The sequence below is a fragment of the Candidatus Tisiphia endosymbiont of Dioctria linearis genome, from assembly GCF_964026545.1.
Lineage (GTDB): Bacteria > Pseudomonadota > Alphaproteobacteria > Rickettsiales > Rickettsiaceae > Tisiphia.
In genome coordinates, this window is sequence record NZ_OZ032156.1 from 269,890 (window position 1) to 289,314 (window position 19,425).

9 protein-coding genes and 1 tRNA gene are annotated in these 19,425 nt (G+C 34.7%); 8 read left to right on the plus strand and 2 right to left on the minus strand.

Annotated features, from left to right (window positions below; genetic code table 11):
• Positions 1 to 7 precede the first annotated feature (7 nt).
• From AAGD42_RS01265 to mgtE, 8 genes are all read left to right on the plus strand, one after another.
• Positions 8 to 1,414, plus strand: a complete 1,407-nt coding sequence (locus AAGD42_RS01265) for a hypothetical protein (protein ID WP_341752968.1) — start codon at positions 8 to 10, stop codon at positions 1,412 to 1,414.
• A 46-nt stretch (positions 1,415 to 1,460) separates the two neighbouring features.
• Positions 1,461 to 2,060, plus strand: coding sequence for a hypothetical protein (locus AAGD42_RS01270; protein ID WP_341752969.1), 600 nt, complete (start codon positions 1,461 to 1,463; stop codon positions 2,058 to 2,060).
• A complete protein-coding gene (locus AAGD42_RS01275) occupies positions 2,002 to 2,730 on the plus strand; it encodes a hypothetical protein (RefSeq protein ID WP_341752970.1) in 729 nt (242 codons plus the stop codon). Before AAGD42_RS01270 ends, AAGD42_RS01275 begins: the two co-directional genes overlap by 59 nt.
• 10 nt (positions 2,731 to 2,740) lie before the next feature.
• The gene (locus tag AAGD42_RS01280) at positions 2,741 to 5,743 is read left to right on the plus strand and encodes an efflux RND transporter permease subunit (RefSeq protein ID WP_341760745.1); all 3,003 of its coding nucleotides are present in this window, start codon (positions 2,741 to 2,743) and stop codon (positions 5,741 to 5,743) included.
• Between the two features lie 236 nt (positions 5,744 to 5,979).
• On the plus strand, positions 5,980 to 6,189 hold the full coding sequence (locus AAGD42_RS01285) for a cold-shock protein (RefSeq protein WP_250311867.1): 210 nt from the start codon (positions 5,980 to 5,982) through the stop codon (positions 6,187 to 6,189).
• Between the two features lie 429 nt (positions 6,190 to 6,618).
• Positions 6,619 to 7,851 carry a DEAD/DEAH box helicase gene (locus tag AAGD42_RS01290; RefSeq protein WP_341752972.1) on the plus strand — a complete coding sequence of 411 codons (1,233 nt, stop codon included), beginning with the start codon at positions 6,619 to 6,621 and terminating at the stop codon, positions 7,849 to 7,851.
• Positions 7,852 to 8,248: 397 nt separating this feature from the next.
• Positions 8,249 to 8,333: transfer RNA gene (locus AAGD42_RS01295), tRNA-Leu, on the plus strand.
• Positions 8,334 to 8,573: 240 nt separating this feature from the next.
• Positions 8,574 to 9,944 carry a magnesium transporter gene (gene mgtE, locus AAGD42_RS01300; RefSeq protein ID WP_341752973.1) on the plus strand — a complete coding sequence of 457 codons (1,371 nt, stop codon included), beginning with the start codon at positions 8,574 to 8,576 and terminating at the stop codon, positions 9,942 to 9,944.
• A 359-nt stretch (positions 9,945 to 10,303) separates the two neighbouring features.
• On the opposite strand, the gene rpoC is transcribed toward mgtE, so the two are convergent.
• Together rpoC and rpoB are read right to left on the minus strand one after the other, a co-directional pair.
• Entirely contained in the window at positions 10,304 to 14,449 is a 4,146-nt protein-coding gene (gene rpoC, locus AAGD42_RS01305; RefSeq protein WP_410520940.1) for a DNA-directed RNA polymerase subunit beta', read from the minus strand.
• Positions 14,450 to 14,815: 366 nt separating this feature from the next.
• The gene (gene rpoB, locus AAGD42_RS01310; protein ID WP_341752974.1) at positions 14,816 to 18,922 is read right to left on the minus strand and encodes a DNA-directed RNA polymerase subunit beta; all 4,107 of its coding nucleotides are present in this window, start codon (positions 18,920 to 18,922) and stop codon (positions 14,816 to 14,818) included.
• Positions 18,923 to 19,425 lie beyond the last annotated feature (503 nt).

The following is a 19,425-nucleotide window of genomic DNA, read 5'->3' on the forward strand; positions in this document are numbered from 1 at the left end:
GGCTGCGATGGCAGAGAAGGAGACGGAATTAGCAGCTTTGAATAAACAACAAGAGGATGCACAGGCTGAGATAGAAAAGAATAAACTAGCATTAGAAGAGGCTAAGAAGGCTAATGAAGAGTCAAAAGCACAGATAGCAGTTTTGGCTAAAGAGAAAGAGGATGCACAGGCTGCGATAGAAAAGAATACACTAGCATTAGAAGATGCTAAGAAGGCTAATGAAGAATCGAAAGCACAGATAGCAGTTTTGGCTAAAGAGAAAGAGGATGCACAGGCTGCGATAGAAAAGAATACACTAGCATTAGAAGATGCTAAGAAGGCTAATGAAGAATCGAAAGCACAGATAGCAGTTTTGGCTAAAGAGAAAGAAGATGCACAGGCTGCGATAGAAAAGAATACACTAGCATTAGAATATGCTAAGAAGGCTAATGAAGAATCGAAAGCACAGATAGCAGTTTTGGCTAAAGAGAAAGAAGATGCACAGGCTGCGATAGAAAAGAATACACTAGCATTAGAAGATGCTAAACAACTTGTCAAAACTGAACAAGATAATTTGCAAAAAGTTCAGGCTGAAGCTCAGGCTAAGCTGGCTACAGCGGAGCAAGAAAAAGCTGCAGCGGTTAAGGCTTATGAAGATGCTAAACTACTTGCCAAAGCTGAGCAAGATAAGTTGGCTGCAGATCTTAAAGCTGCACAAGCTGAGATAGTAACTGTGACTGAAGAAAAAGATGCGTTAGTTAAGACCCACGAAGCTACGATAGTAGAGAAGGAAAAATCATTAGTAGCTGTTAAAGATGATACAGTAAACAAGGAGATAAAGGTTTTTGATGATGAACATGCTAAGAAAGAGGAAGTTTTAGCCATAGAAGAGGAAGAGATAGATAAGCAAGCAGAAAATATTAATAGTCAGTATGCTAAGGATGTGGAGGCTCTTGTAAAAGAAGAGGAAGCTATAAATGAGCGAGTAGAAGCTATTGATAATGATCATGCTAATGATGTGGAGTTATTAGCAAAAGAAGAAAGGGAAATAAGAGAAGAGATAGAAAATATTGATGATGACTATGTTAAAGGTGTGAAAATCTTAACAAAAGAAATGGAAGCAATAAAAATACAGATGAAAGATATTGATAATGAGCGTACACAGGATGTGCAAGAGTTCAAAATAAAAGAAAAAAAGAGAGTTAAGCAGATAAAAGAGCTTGAGAATCAGTGTGCACTGCTTACTGGACAAGCCCAAGAAGCTTTAAAGAATCAAATAACTAAACAGATAGAAGAGAATGACAGTCAGCGTAAAAAAGATGTAGAGAATTTCGAAAAAAATGAGGAAAAAAGAGAGCAAGCGATACAAGTACTTAAGGAGAAGCAAATAGCTGGTTTGCGAGCCTTTGAAAGAGGTGACAGCACTTCTGGATAAGCATGCGAGTGCTCGGACAAACTTCAAAACAAAAGATGGAGAAAGAATGCAAGAGATACAAGATTGTATAGAGGGAAAGACGAACCTTCAGGGAGTCTACGCTAAATATGAGCAGGACACGATTAAAGAGGTACAGGAACATAGGGTTCAGCGTGATGCTGATTGTCAAACCTTCACAAAAGAAGCGAAGAAACTAACTGATGATATACAGAAACTTGAGGTGAAGTACAGGAGTAGTCATAACAAAGAAACATTAGATAAACAAATACAAGAAGCTAAGAACAAACTTAAACTTGCTCAGAAAAAGTTTGAAAAAGAGGATGATGACAAAAATAACTTGATACAAGATATACTGAATAAACGTACAGAGGCTGGTAAGTTACTCACAAAAAATGTGGAAAAAATAGATGAGAAGTTAAAAGAGTTGAACATGAAGCAGGAGAATGGTCAGCAATTCTTTGAGAAAAAAGAGGAAGAAAGAGCCAAAGAGCTAACAACACTTCAGGATAAGCATGCCGTTGAGCAAAGAAGTTTAGTAACGGCTGAGAAAAAAAGAGCTGATAAACTAACAAAGCTTGATGCTGGCTATGATAAGGCTGAGCAAGGCTTCTTCAGAAGTAAGAAAAGAAGAGCTAAAAGATCTTGAGGAAGAGCATGAGAAAGTTCGGGGAGCTTCTATAAAAAATAATAAGAAAAGAGCTGACGATCTAAAAAATCTTCAGGATGAGCATGCACGGCTTCGTCAAGAATTCAAAAAAAAAGAAGACGAAATAAAGAAAGAGATGCAAGCACTTAAATATATGACTGGGGATGCTCTTGCTTTGCAAGCTTTGAGAAAAACAAAGGTGCCACTAAATAAGAAGGCGAATGTTCCGGGAGTCCGGAGACAGCCCGTTAATCAACAAAACTTATCAGTAAAAGCAGCCAATCAAGAGTTAGCTAAAACGCACAATGAAATGAAAAAGATACAGGGAAGCAGTACACCATTGAATAGTAATAATAACAGTAGTGTAACTTCTAGAAGCAATCGTTCAATTAGTATATCTAGTGTAGGTAGTGTAGGTAGTGTAGGTGATTTGACATCATCGCCAACTAATCAAGTTGTTGAAACTAACATATCAGGAGAAAAACAGAACAAGACTCAACTTGTAACTACAACTCCTGTTCAGGTAATTAGTCGAGAAACAGTAGTAGGAGCTACCCCTAAAGTTATTAAGGAAGAAGATGGCTTAAGCACCAAAACCAAGTCCACTATTTCAGTAAAAAAACCGGTTGTACCGACGAAAACAATAACACCATATAAGAAAGCATCATAAAAACAGGTTTATGATAAAAAAATTGTTGGAACATAGTAGCATTTTTATGGTGATCAATATTGTGGTGGTACTGTTTGGTATATACACATATTTGCAGCTAAAAATTCAACTTTTACCCAATATACCTATTTCAAATATTTACATTTCGATCATCAACCCGAACGTCAGACCGGATTTGATAGAGAAATACATTACTAAACCTTTTGAAGAGGTTTTTTCACATGTTGATGGTCTTGAGTCGATTCTTGCTGTTAGTCAGCTAGGAGAAAGTAAAATAACGTTAAGTATTACCAAGAAAGTTCCGATAGAACAAGCAATTAACCAAGTTAGAGATTTGATACTAAAAAATAAGGCTCTCTTGCCAGAGGGAGCTAAAGACCCGATAATTTCCACTGAAAGCTTTTCTGCTTTACCAATGATGTATATTGCTGTGGGGTCTAATAATAATTTGTTAGTTACTGCTGAGGATATTGAGACAATTAAAAAAAAGCTTAAATATGTAGATGGTGTAGCCAACTCATCTGGTTTTGGCGTGACAGAAAAAGTGATTAATATCGATATTGATCCAGAAAAAATTGCAAAATATTATATTCCTTTAGATAGTGTCCTTGCTTCGTTAACGCTACAAAACACCGATTTCTCTGGTGGTAAATTATCAAATCAATATAAAACGGAGTATATCTCTTTTGATACCACCATCAATAAGTTAAGTGATTTTGGTGACATCAATCTGGAAAGTAATAATGTGGCTATAAAGCTAAAAAATATTGCTAGCATTGCGATATCAGATAAAGAGGCACTTAGCTTTGCCTATTTTGGTAAGGATAAAATTATTTTATTAGGTATTTTTGCTAAGTCAGATGCCAATCCAGTCGATGTATCACAAAATGTAAAACATTTCTTAGAATATTACGAAAAAGCTAACCCTCAATTAACTTTTAAAATTGTTATCGATGATAGCCAAGATATTTTACAAGCGTTTCAAGAAGTAAAAAAAACCTTGTTAGAATCGGTGTTATTGGTATCAGTAATTGTGTTACTGCTAATGGGATCATTGCGATATTCAATTATTGCAATTTGTGCAATTCCAGTCTCACTTGCCGCTTGTTTTATTATACTATATTTGTGTGGTTTTACACTCAACTCAATAACGATGTTGGCAATGGTTTTGGCCATAGGGCTGGTGGTCGATGATTCTATTGTAGTGATTGAAAATGCTGAGCATTACTATCGGGAAAGTAAAAATGCTTTAACTAGTATATTGCAAGCAATTTATAACCTCTTTTTATCTATTTTAATATTGATGCTTACGCTAGTGGTAATATATATCCCTATTTTGTTCATTAAAGGAGAGGTAGGAAAAATTTTACAGGAATTTTCTTTGTCAATTATTGCTTGTTTAGTGATGTCCTTTATCGTGGCGTTTACCTTAACCCCCATATTATTTTTAAAACTAGCAAATAATAAGCATGAAAGCAAATTTGCTCAAATTGTTAATAAGATGCTGGATATGATTACTGGCAAATATAAAGGTTCTTTATTTTTTATTATACGTCATGCCAGAGTATTTTTATTGTTGGTTACTATAGTTGTAGTGTCTGGTGCATATGTTGCAGTTAACTCTATGAAAATAGAAATTGAGCCATTTGAAAAAAAAGATATGATTATACTTACCAACATCTTTATGCCCAATACAAATTTAAGTTATATCCATCATTATATGGAAAAAATTACTAAAACAATCAATAGTTATGATAATATTAAATATACCTTGAATATTGAAGAATCGCCACGTTCAACGGTTTGGATAATATTAAAAGATAAAACTAAAGCGGTGCAGACATTGCATGACATTGAAGCTAAAATTGCAAAAATAGCGGTTGGTGGAGATGTTTCAGTGAAGTTTGCCCAGGGAAAAAATACTGGTTCAGCAAAGGGTAACGTTGAGTTAAGCTTTTATGTCAATAACCACTCATCCATGGAAAATGCTTGGCAAGCCGTGCATTTTATACAGGCTAATTCAAAGAATTTATTTAATAATGTTACAGCTATTGCCACTTCACTTGTACAAGATTATAAAGTATCTTGTAACCAAGATAAGTTATTCAAATATGGCTTAAGTCAGAAAGATATATCAAATACTTTAGATATTCTGTTTAATGCTAGAAAGATAGGAAACTTTAAGCATTATGATAATACTTATGATGTTGTCGCTAAATCAGACCCCAAATTTGGTAAAATGCTAAGTAATATACAAAATATGTTTGTTACAACACAGAAGAATGGAGAAGAGCTTATTCAGCTTAAGGATATATGTGATATTAATAGGGTGAATACAGTTAATCAAATTATGCGTTATAATGAGCAATATTCTATTGAAGTAATTGCCACTGCTAAACATGGCGTTAAATTGCAAGATGCAGTGCATTCTATTGATCAGTTAAATGGTAAATTGCCAAGTGATAGTGATATTAGCTATAGTGAACAAACGAAAATGCTTATAGATTCAACGTCATCATTTACATTGCTAATTTTAGTATCTGTATTTGGACTCTACTTATTAATGTTCGCCCGCTTTAACGATTTACTACTATCATTTGTTATTTTAGTTGGAGGAATTCCAGTAGCTTTAAGTATAGCTTTATTGAGTTTATATTTTACTCAAGGGGGGTTAAATATCTATACTCAAATATCACTTATCACATTAGCGGGATTAATGACTAAGCATAGTGTATTGTTATGTAGTGCAATGCATCAGGGGAAAGGAGGGATAAAATCAATAGTAACAGGAGCCACATCAAGAATCAGAGCCATCTTAATTACTTCTCTGGCTATGAGTATTGGTTTATTGTCGCTTTTCTTTGATAGTGGGAATTATGCCAATAGTCGTTTTCAAATGGCTATGGTTCTAGTAACAGGCATCGCTGTTGGCTCGATATTAACACTTTATGTAACCCCTTTACTTTATATTAGTTTTTATCGTATTCGTTACCAACGTACTCGTATAACGTAATTAATAAGAAAATGTGCTAAAATGTCTATGTTTCAAAGAAAAATTATAAAATCTATGGATATTTTCTTATCCTTTATTGACAATTATTAAAAAAAGGAGTACCATGTTTCTTGAGTTTAATAATTAACTCTTTAATAGCATGAAAGCCTTATTTCTGTCTGCCAGTTGTTGGGTTTAATTTCTACGGAAGAGTTCGAATTAAGTTCAGATAAGTAACTCTATACTAAAAGGTTTTTATGATTACTAAAGTAGGTAAGGTCAAATGGTTTAATACAACCAAAGGCTTTGGTTTTATTCAACCAGACGATGGTGGGAGTGACGTTTTTGTTCACATCTCGGCTGTAGAGCGTGCCGGGATCCGCAATCTTAATGGAGGTCAAAGTGTAGGCTTTGATCTAGAAGACAATAAGGGGAAAATTTCTGCTGTTAATCTGCAAATAAAATAATATTTATTTAAAACTACAAGCAACTACTCAAAATTTATGAGTGGTTATTAAACTAGTGAATTTTGGGTAGTATCATCTTTTTATACACTCTGTGCATTATCTTTTATAATTCAGTGTTCACTGTAAGTAAAGCTGTAATTTTATTGGACTATTTTAAGTATACTCGAATGATTTGGGGAAATGGATTTTCAAAGCAAAAGAGTATCTATGATAGGATTGTATTTATAGTTACAGCCGCTTTTACTATACAACAATTAATAACCCGCTTTATAACATAAGAACTTAACCATAAACTTATTCTTTTTTAAGGTATAGAATATATGCTCACTCAGATGCTTTGAAGAGTTGGAGTCTAATTACAGTTTACCTTCCAATTCCTCAAATCATTTGAGTATTTTTAATTTACGATAAATAACATTGGATTTAATAATGAAAAATTTTAATTTACCAAACGAAGTGATTATATCACTTGAACAGATGAACATCACCTCTCCTACAGAAATTCAAAGAGAGGCTATACCGATTGCGATGCAAGGTAGTGATATTCTTGCTTCTAGTCAAACTGGCTCGGGTAAAACCCTTGCCTATTTACTACCAATCGTCAATTCTTTTATACAGACTAAATCAATGGCTTTGGTACTTGTACCAACTCGGGAATTAGCTAGTCAAGTACGTACTACTTTAACTAATGTAACTACTCAAATTAAGCTTCCTAGTGCGGTTTTAATAGGTGGTGAACCAATGCATAAACAATTTACGCAGCTAAAGGCAAATCCTAAAGTGGTTATTGGAACACCGGGTCGTATTATAGATCATTTACTACGTGGCACCTTAAAATTAAACACAGTGCAATTAGTGGTACTTGATGAGATGGACAGAATGCTTGATATGGGCATGAAAGAACAGTTGGAAGAAATAAATAAATATATACCTGAAAAAAGACAGGTTTTAATGTTTTCAGCTACTATGCCAAAACATATTATTGCACTATCGCAAAAATATGTGATTAACCCTAAACGTATTACTATTGGTTCAACTACTCAGGCTGCTTCTCAAATAAAACAAGAAACTTTGCGAATTTCTGATAAAGAGAAATTCCCTGAGCTTATAAAGCAATTAAACCAACGTGATGGCTCTATAATTATTTTTGTGAAAACTAAGCGTGGCGCCGATCAGTTGGCAAAAATGTTAAAATTTGAAGATCACAAAGCTGAAGCTATCCATGGTGATTTAACACAAGGTAGAAGGGATCATGTAATTGCATCGTTTCGCTCTTCTCGCCATAGAATTATGGTGGCAACAGATGTTGCGGCTCGTGGCTTAGATATACCGCATACACAACATGTGATCAATTATGACCTACCAATGTCTCCAGAAGATTATTTGCATAGAATAGGTAGAACTGGTAGAGCCGGTCTTTCAGGTTGTGCATTATCCTTTATTTCGCCAGAAGATAATATTAGGTGGAAAGCTATTGATCGTCTAATGAACCAAGGCGAGAGTACTTCAAGAGAAGAAATGACCGGAAATAAGAATCGTAGAAGACCATTTAATGGTAATAATAGCAACAATAACAATAATGGTAGAAAAAGTTATTTTCCTCGTAATAATAACGATAAAAAGCCTTATTCTGGTCGCTCTAGAAATAGCCAAGCGTCCTAATTTAGTAAAATCAGTTGTGTTAGTAAAAATACAACTGCTTTTAAAACTAATTTATAGCTAACCCGTTAATGTTCTATATAATTCCTTCATCATTGCGAGAAGGCGTAGCCGACGAAGCAAGAATAATGGATTGCCACGACCACTACGTGGTCTAGCTAATAGACGCTTGGTGAGCAGATTTTTTATTCATCATATTGTTGAGTTTCATTGAGTATATATGTTGATATATATAGAATAATTTGCTATATATAGCCAAAATTCAAGCTATAGTAAAAGTGATTGAATTAGGCACTATCCTTATCTTAGAACAACGGATATAATCCTTGCGATCCTTCTTAGGAAGCTATAGCAGATATCTGAAGAAGTCTAAGATATTGTTGAAATAATTATATTAAATGCGGTCGTGGCGAAATTGGTAGACGCGCAACCTTGAGGGGGTTGTTCTTAACAGAGTGGAAGTTCAAGTCTTCTCGACCGCACCAATTCTATATGTTTCAACTTAGTTGTCTTATAAAACCTAACATGTTAAAATAACCTGATTATTTCTACATTAATACTCAAATGATTCGAAGAATTGTTCTTTGAAAATATCAGAGACTTGAATACTCACGTACGCTGGGTATTTCCGCTCCTCATTTTCAAATCCAATTCTCCAAATCATTTGAGTATATAACTGCATTCTAGATAACTCGTTATCCAGAATATGCACTAAACGAGGAGTTATGCAGAATCCACCAAAAAATATGTTACCGATCCATCAAAACCAATTTGATGCAACATTTGAACAAATTAATAATCTTCTGAATAATGATGAGGTTGGTAAAGCCGTGGAGATTATGACTAATCTCCATTATGCAGATCTTGCAGATTTCTTAGATAATGTAAATCATAGAACATATAAAATAATTCTTCCCTTGTTAAAAGATACACTAAAGCCTGAGACTCTAGTACAGCTTAGTGTAAGTAGAAAACCATTAATAATCCAAAATTTGGGTATAGAAAAAACTGTACATTTAATTAATCAACTTGCTATAGAAGATGCTGTTGAAGTTATAGAAGATCTTGATGATATAACCAAAGAAATGATCTTAGATAATCTCAAAGTAGAAAAGAGACAACAAATTATCGAAGGGTGTACTTATCCAGAAGACAGTGTTGGTAGAGTAATTGAAAGACATTTTGTGTCATTTCAAGAAGATTGGACAGTAGCTATGGCTATAGATTTTATTAGACAGCAACATATAGCCCAAGATTTTCATGCTGCTATTGTGATAGATAATAAATATCGCCCTATAGGTAGTATACTCCTAAGCACTTTACTTAAGCATAAGGGGGATGAATTAGTAAAAGAGCTGATGAATCCTGAATTTAAAATTACTGATCTCTTTACCAACTTAAGTGAATTAAGCTTTATTTTCAAACAATATGCTTTAACAATTGTACCAGTGGTCAATAAAAGCGGTAAATTAATAGGTACCATTTCAATAGACAACATGCTCTACATCATTGAACAACAAACAGAAAAAGATATAATGTCACTTGGTGGTGTTTATACCCAAGATACATTCTACAATCTATTTTATACTGTAAGACATAGATTTCCTTGGTTATTTGTCAATCTAATTACCGCCTGTATGACATCGATAATTATTAATCAGTTCAGTGTGACTATTGCCAAATTTATAACATTGGCAGCTATCACGCCTATTGTTGCTTCTATGGGGGGAAATGCTGGAACCCAAGCCATGACAGTAACAGTTAGAACCCTTGCCAATAAAGATATCCATCATAATAACGTGTTAAAAGTACTCCTTAAAGAAGTGGTTGTATGTGGATTTAACGGTTCTATATTGGCATTAGTTGGTGCATTGTTAATCTTAGTAATGCTTTCTGATCCACAGATTAGCTTAGTTTTTTCCATAGCCGTTATCCTAACTTTCTTAATTGCTGGTCTTTTTGGTTCGGCAATACCAATTACTCTACATTATTTAAATATTGATCCTGCCACTGCTTCAGGTGTATTCCTGACCGCCATAACCGACTCGTTTGGATATTTTTCCTTCCTAACTTTAGCTTATATCTTTTTGGTATAGTGAAACAGATTGAATTAGGCTCTGTGAACAAAATTTTAATTGTTTAGATTTTGAGTATTTTTAAGCGAAAATTAATAAGATTTTTGCCGAAATAGTTAGTTCTATTTCAAAAAAATCTTATAATTTGCAGCTAAAAAGAGTCGAAATCTAGTAATTTAAATTTTGTTCACAGAGCCTAGGGCATAGTACCCTACAATTTTTATTCTATAAGTATTACAACAGCATATAGTTAATTCAGGAGAATTTGGTGCTAGGAACAATGGAGCGACGCCTATAAGTAATAGGCGAGCATTGAGCGACAACGCCCCCAACTTCTCATCAATTGACTATAACCGGATTAGCTATAAAAGATAGGTTAATTAATCTAAAGTTTTTTGATAATTAACCTCTTCTTGATCTAGCCTAGCTGCAAATTTACGCATTCTATTCATGTAGAAACCTGTTCCTGCCGGCACTAATCTACCAACTATGACATTTTCTTTCAGCCCACGTAACTTATCAACTCTTCCAGCTATAGCCGCTTCCGTTAAAACTCTCGTTGTTTCTTGGAAAGAAGCCGCTGAAATAAACGATCTAGTTTGCAGCGATGCCTTAGTAATACCTTGCAGGATTACCTGAGCTTCCGCCGGTCTTAAACCATTCTTGATAGCTTTTTCATTAATTTCAGCAAATTCGCGATGATCTATCTTCTCATCAACCATCAATGTCGTATCGCCAGAATGGGTTATCTCTACTTTTTGTAGCATCTGACGGATTATTACCTCGATATGTTTATCGTCAATTTTTACACCCTGTAAACGATATACTGCTTGAATTTCTCCAACCATGTAACTTGTAAGAGCTTCTACTCCCATTACTTTTAAAATATCTTGTAGCACTGGATTGCCATCAATTAACATATCGCCTTTTTTAACAAAGTCACCTTCATTAATAACAACATGCTTGCCTTTTGGTACCATATACTCAATTGGCATACCACCTTCACTTGGCTGAATAATAATACGTCTTTTTGACTTATAGTCTTTACCAAATTCAATTCTACCATCTATTTCTGCAATAACGGCATGATTTTTTGGACGTCTAGCCTCAACAAGTTCAGCTACCCTTGGAAGACCACCAGTAATATCTTTGGTTTTGGCTGATTCCCTTGGAATACGTGCTAAAATATCACCTACCGATACTTTAGCCCCATCTTCAACACTTAAAATAGCATTTACTGGTATATAGTATCTAGCCTCTAAACCATTGGATAGCACAATAGTTTCTCCATTCTCATCAACTAATTGGATACGAGGACGCAACTCTGCTCCACGTAAATATTGTTTTGATTCAACTATGACTTTGCTAGAAATACCAGTTGCTTCATCAGTAATATCACGAATTGATACCCCTTCTACCATATCTTTGAATGCAATTTTACCAGATTTCTCGGTAATAATCGGAATAGTATACGGATCCCACTCTACTAATTTCTGTGCCTTTTTTACCTTATCTGAATCATCAACTATTAATCTTGCACCATATGGTACTTTATGTCTTGCTTTCTCATTGTTATCGCTATCCAACAATAATAACTCACATGAACGACCCATTACGATCTTACGACCTTCGGAATCAACAACAACATTACGTCCTAGAATCTTTACTTTTGCATCATGAGAGGCTTCTATTGAAGATATTTCCGCACCTTTTGTTGCAGCTCCTCCAATATGGAAAGTTCTCATGGTTAGCTGAGTACCTGGTTCACCAATTGACTGAGCAGCAATCACTCCTATTGCTTCTCCTACTGAAACTAAGGAACCAGTAGCTAGATCTCTACCATAACATTTTACACATATTCCATCAGCGATCTCACATGTTAAAACAGATCGTACTAGCACTACATCTAAACCAGAAGATTCAATTTCTTCTAATTTTACTTCGTTAATTAATTCACCAGCTGCTAGTAATAGAGCATTAGTAACCGGGTGATAGACGTTAATTGCAACTGTTCTGCCTAGAATTTGCTCTGCCAGTGACACAATAACTTCACCGCCATCAATAATACTTCTGACTTCTATGCCTTTTGTAGTTTGACAATCTTCATCGGTAATTATGCAATCTTGAGCAACATCAACTAATCTACGGGTTAAATACCCAGAATTAGCTGTTTTCAATGCTGTATCAGCTAGACCTTTACGAGCACCATGTGTGGAATTAAAATATTCAAGAACAGTAAGACCTTCACGGAAATTAGAGATAATAGGAGTTTCAATAATTTCACCTGACGGTTTAGAAATCAAACCACGCATACCAGCTAACTGCTTAATCTGTGCTGCTGATCCTCTTGCTCCTGAAGTAGCCATCATATATATAGCATTTACTTTCTGATGATTAGGCTTATCATTAACCGGCATCATAGCAATTTCTTTCATCATGTCATTTGCTACTTTATCAGTGCATCTAGACCAAGAATCAATTACTTTATTATATTTTTCACCATAGGTAATTAGACCATCAGAATATTGTTGTTCAAACTCTTTGACCTCAGTTAATGTTGCATTAATATGAGTATCTTTTGATTTTGGTACAACCATATCATCCATACCAAAGGAAATACCTGAGGAACAAGCATATTTAAATCCAAGTTTCATTAGCTGATCAGCAAAAATTACCGTAGCCTTTTGACCACAATGACGATACACTAAGTCAATTACCGCAGATATATCTTTTTTAGTCATTGCTTTGTTTACAAACTTAAATCCAACATTATAATTACGAGGCAATAACTCTCCGACCATTAATCTACCTAGGGTAGTATCCACCATAGTTGCTACAACTTCTTCTTCAGCATTAAGCATATTGCGGCGAAATTTTATCTTTGAGTGAATAGTTATTACCTTATTATACAATGCATGTTCAACCTCCGACATGTTGGAAAATGCCATTCCTTCACCAGGTTCATTGTCAAAAACCATGGTTAAATAATACAGACCAAGTACTATGTCCTTATCAGGTACGATAATCGGACGACCATTTGCCGGACTCAATATGTTGTTTGTCGACATCATTAGTACCCTGGCTTCAAGCTGAGCCTCGATTGAAAGAGGGATATGTACTGCCATCTGATCACCATCAAAATCAGCATTGAATGCAGCACAGACTAAAGGATGTAGCTGGATAGCTTTTCCTTCTATCAGTAAAGGTTCAAAAGCCTGGATACCTAAACGGTGTAAAGTTGGTGCTCTATTAAGCAATACCGGGTGTTCACGTATAACTTCTTCTAAAATATCCCATACTTCTGGTTTTTCAGCTTCAACCATTTTTTTAGCAGCTTTTATAGTAGTAGCAACTCCATGTAATTCAAGCTTTGAATAAATAAATGGTTTGAATAACTCCAACGCCATGGTCTTTGGTAAACCGCACTGGTGCAACTTAAGCTCTGGTCCAACAACGATAACGGAACGACCAGAATAATCCACCCTTTTACCCAGCAAATTCTGACGAAGCCGACCTTGTTTACCTTTTAACATATCACTAAGTGACTTAAATGGACGTTTATTAGTATTTTTCACTACTTTACCACGACGACCATTATCAAATAATGCATCGACCGATTCTTGTAACATCCTTTTTTCATTTCGAATGATAATATCCGGTGCTTTTAGTTCCAGTAGTCTTTTTAATCTATTATTTCTATTAATAACTCTTCTATAAAGTTCGTTAAGATCAGAAGTTGCGAATCTTCCTCCATCAAGCATAACTAATGGTCTAATTTCAGGTGGAATAATTGGCAGGACAGTCATAATCATCCATTCCGGCTGATTCTCAGATTCAAGAAAATCTTCAACTAACTTAAGTCTTTTGACAATCTTCTTCTTTTTAATTTCCGAAGATGTATTTAATAAATCGTCCTGCAATCTCTTCTTTAACTCAGGTAAATCAAGTTCTGAAAGCATCTGATGAACCACTTCCGCCCCAATAGAAGCCATAAAATTATCTCCTCCATACTCATCTTGTGCCTTTTGAAAACCATCTTCCGATAAAAGATCACCTTTCTGTAGAGCAGATAACCCAGGATCAACAACAACATAACTTTCAAAATACAGAACTTTTTCTAGATCCTTCATAGTCATATCTAGCAAGGTACTAATCCTTGATGGTAAAGATTTCAAGAACCATATATGAGCAACTGGTGCTGCTAGTTCAATATGCCCCATTCTTTCTCTACGAACTCTAGATGTAGTAACTTCAACACCGCATTTCTCACAAGTAATGCCACGATATTTCATACGCTTATATTTACCACAAAGACACTCATAGTCTTTCACGGGTCCAAAAATCCTAGCACAGAATAACCCTTCTTTCTCTGGCTTGAAAGTACGATAATTTATCGTCTCAGGTTTCATCACTTCACCAAAAGACCATGAACGCACTTGGTCAGGACTAGCAATATTGATTCTTATTTGATCAAATTGCTGAGTACTGCTCAATTGCCCATAAAAATTTGTCATTCCTGTTGTCATAAAGATTTTTCCTTAAAAAATTTTATCAGCTCTAGTTTAGCCTGAATTCGATATAACAAGTTATTGCAAATTCGGTTATATCTATAAATATAGCAGATTTTTATACTACACTAATAGCCATTCTCATTATTTTTGCAGAATTGCTTATTTTTTGTAAGCATTCACGGTTTTTTTGCTATTTTCTTATAATAAATAAAAAATCTGCTCGCCAAACGTCATTGCGAGGAGGCGTAAGCCTCCGAAGCAATCCATTTTAATCGTTTTTTTGGATTGCTTCGTCGCCACTAAAGTGGCTTCTCGCAATGACGCTGAGGCTAAATACATCGGATTTATAACGTTGCAAATTCAAGTTAATTCACTATATTATTAATCTGTTGTGGTATCTTCAAGTTTTACATTCAAACATAAGGATCTAAACTCTTTGATCATTACGTTAAATGACTCAGGGATACCAGATTCAAAATTATTATCACCTCGAACAATAGATTCATAAATTTTAATTCTGCCAACCACATCATCCGATTTTACAGTTAGCATTTCTTGTAATGTATAAGCAGCACCATAAGCTTGCAAGCCCCAACATTCCATCTCACCGAATCTCTGACCACCAAAATGTGATTTACCACCTAATGGTTGTTGAGTTACCAAGCTATAAGGACCGATAGAACGAGCATGAATTTTATCATCAGCCAAATGGTGCAGTTTTAGGAAATATTTATAGCCAACTGTAACAGTACGATCAAAATATTCTCCTGTTCTACCATCAATTAAGCTAGTTTGACCTGATGGATCTTGATCTGCCATAGTTAGCATTTCTTTTACATTCTCAACCTTTGCCCCATCAAAAACTGGAGTTGCAAAATATACTCCCTTATCGATATTATGACAAAATGCCATAATTTCTTCATTAGACATTTTCTTTATATCTTTTGACGTTGAATTATGTCCATATACCTTTGATACAAAAGATTTAAGCTCTTCTATATCCGTCTTATTGTTATGAACTTGATCCAACATAGAAGATATTTTTTTACCAAGATTTACTGCCGCCCAACCAAGATGAGTCTCTAAAATCTGTCCTATATTCATCCGTGAAGGTAAGCCAAGTGGGTTAAGAACTATATCCACTACTGTACCATCTTCTAAAAATGGCATATCTTCTTCTGGCATAATACGAGAGATAACACCTTTATTCCCGTGTCTTCCTGCCATTTTATCTCCAGGTTGCAGCTTATGTTTAGTCGCAATAAATACTTTCACAACTTTAAGTGCCCCTTGCGGTAAGTCATCGCCACTTTGTAACTTGTCTACTTTACTACTAAAACGCTTATTGAGCCTGTCTTTCTTTTCATCATAATGACGTTTAATTTGTTCAATTTCATTCATTACATCAGCATCTTCAACAATCAGCTGCCAAAACTGTCCTTTTGATAATGAATTAAGGGTTTGGTCGCTAATTAATTGACCGCTCTTTAAGGTTTTAGGACCACTAACAACTATTTGTCCTGTTAGAATCTTCTCTAAACGCATAAAAACAAAATGCTCTATGATGCGAAGTTCATCCTCTCTATCTTTTGATAATTTTTCAATTTGTTGTTTTTCAATAGCTATAGCACGCTCATCTTTTTCTACTCCCCTACGGGAAAATACTCGTACCTCCACTACTGTACCAGTTATCCCAGAAGGAACACGTAAAGAGGAGTCCCGAACATCCGAAGCCTTTTCTCCAAAAATAGCTCGAAGTAATTTTTCTTCTGGAGTCATAGGTGACTCACTTTTAGGAGTAACCTTACCCACCAAAATATCGCCTGATTTTACTTCTGCCCCAACATATACTATACCTACTTCGTCAAGATGACGTAAACTTTCATCACTAACATTTGGAATATCACGAGTGATTTCCTCAGGCCCAAGTCTAGTATCTCTAGCAATTATTTCAAATTCTTCAATATGAATTGAAGTGTAAACATCATCTTTTACAATACGTTCTGATATTAAAATTGAATCTTCAAAATTATAACCACTCCATGGTAAGAAAGCCACCAGAACATTTCTACCAAGAGCTATCTCTCCATTATCGGTGCTTGGTCCATCAGCAATTACTTCACCTTTTACTACATAATCACCAACATTAATTAATGGTTTTTGATTAATACAAGTATTATGGTTAGATCTTTGAAATTTTAATAAATTATAAATGTCTACACCAGGTGAGCCATCTGTTTTCTGCTCTTTAGTTCTAACTACTATTCTAGTTGAATCAACTTGTTCTACTATTCCATCATGTAAGGCTACAACTGAAACTCCAGAATCTTGTGCAACAATTCCTTCAATACCAGTACCAACTAAAGGGGCATCACTTCTAATAAGTGGTACAGCCTGACGTTGCATGTTTGATCCCATCAATGCTCTATTAGCATCATCATTTTCCAAAAATGGAATAAGTGAGGCAGCAACAGAAACAACTTGCATCGGGGTAACGTCAATATAATCTATTTCTGCAGGGGTAAGCATAACAAAATTACCACCATCGATTCGGCAATTAATTAACTCTTCCTGTAACAAACCTTTTTGATCGGTAGCTGCATTAGCTTGAGCAATTTTATATTTCCCTTCTTCAATTGCTGACAAGTAAACAACTTCATCAGTTACATGACCATCTACAACTTTTCGATAAGGAGTTTCAATGAAACCATGTTTATTAACCCTGGCGTAAGTAGCCATGGAATTGATCAAACCTATATTCTGTCCTTCTGGTGTTTCAATTGGACAAATACGTCCATAATGGGTGGGGTGAACGTCCCTTACTTCAAATCCAGCTCTCTCCCTACTAATTCCACCAGGTCCTAAAGCTGATAATCTTCTCTTATGAGTTATTTCTGACAATGGATTAGTTTGATCCATAAACTGAGAAAGTTGTGAAGTACTAAAAAATTCTTTTACTACAGAAACTAAAACTTTTGAATTTACTAAATCATGAGGCATAACAGCATCAAGCTCAACCACGGACATTCTTTCAAGTACTGATTTCTCCATACGAACAAGACCAATCCTAAATTGATTCTCAATTAGTTCACCAACTGACCTAACTCTTCTGTTACCAAGGTGATCAATATCATCTATCGAACCTTTACCATCTTTTAGATCTACTAAAACCTTAAGAATATGTTTTATATCTTCAATAGTTAAAATAACTGTAGATTCTGGTATATTAAGTTCCAATCTTGAATTCATTTTAATACGACCAACTTCCGAAAGATCATATCTTTCAGGCTCAAAGAATAAATTATTAAATAATATCTTAGCAGCTTCAATGTTAGCTGGTTCTCCTGGTCTTAATACCCTAAATATGTCGATCAATGCTGATTCATAATTTTGGTTTTTATCAGCAAATAAGGTATTTCTTATGTAAGGACCTGATTGCGTATTTATAGCAAGTACATCAACAGACAAAATTCCAAGAGTCATAATAGAATCCAGCATATCTATTGTAATCATTTCACCAATGCCAGCTAGTACTTCACCATTATCCGGATTAATAAGATCCTGTGATAAATATTTGCCTACTAAATACTCACGTTCTACCAAAATATTTTTTACTCCATCTTGAGCAAATTTCTTAGCCAGACGAGGGGTAATCTTTTGACCAGATGCAAGTATGATATTGCCAGTATCCGCATCTACTAAGTCATTAGATAGTCTATGAGCGGTTATAGACTCAGGTATAAACTTTGTTGCCCAACATCCATTCTTGGTAAAACAGGTTAATGTATCATAGTAGAATTTTATAATTTCACTGGTAGACATTCCAATAGCTCTAAGAAGAGTAGTAGCATAAAGTTTTCTTTTCCTATCTATTCTAAAATACATAACATCTTTAGCATCAAATTCAAAATCTAGCCATGATCCTCTATAAGGTATAACCCTAGCAGAATACAAAAACTTGCCTGAAGAGTGAACTTTGCCTTCATCATGATAGAAGAATACACCAGGTGACCTATGCATCTGTGATACTACCACCCTTTCTGTACCATTAATAACAAAGGTACCATTTTTGGTCATTAGGGGTATATCCCCCATATAAACTTCTTGTTCTTTAATGCCTTTGATTTCTCTTGCTCCAGTATCTTCATCAATATCCCAAATACTTAATCGCAATGTGACTTTAAGGGGAGCAGCATAACTAAGACCTCTTTGGGTACACTCCTCAACATCATATTTAGGATTATCAAACTCATATTTAGCAAATTCTAAATAGGCAATATTAGAGGGATCATGAATCGGAAAGATTGAACTTAATACTGATTGTAGTCCTTTGTTTTCTCGCTCAAAGTCTCTAACTCCAAACTGTAAGAAACCTTTTTCATAAGAATTTTTCTGAACCTCAATCAAATTTGGTATAGATGCTACCAAATTTATGTGACCAAAATTCTTTCTTATACGTTTACCAATTGATAAGGACTGCGTTGCCATATAATCTCCCGATTCATTATCTATATCTTAACACGAGTTACCAATATATATATAATTGGTAACTCGGCTATAATCTTGAAAAAATAGACTTGTTACTGTGAACAAAGTTTTTGTCATGTTTTTGATAAAAATTATAGCTTTTAATAATTTTTTATTTTGAAACCAAGTAAAAAGCCACTTAAAGAACTTGATTTAGAAGTAATGTATACTCGAATGATTTGAAGAATTGTAATATAAAACAAAAAGGAAGTATGACATATACACATTAGGAACAAAAGCACCTGCATAATTTGTAGTTTTACGGAACCAATTCTTTAAATTATTCAAGCATAATCTCAAATTATTTTTATTTTCGCTAAACAGTGTGAATAAATTTTTTAATGTAAAAATATAGTGTGGATTACTAAAATGCACAAATCTGCTGCAAATCTTCACCTGATTCAGAATTTTGGATAAATAAATACAAAGTTCTCCCACGGCAAAAGAAATCTGCCTTAGAAGTT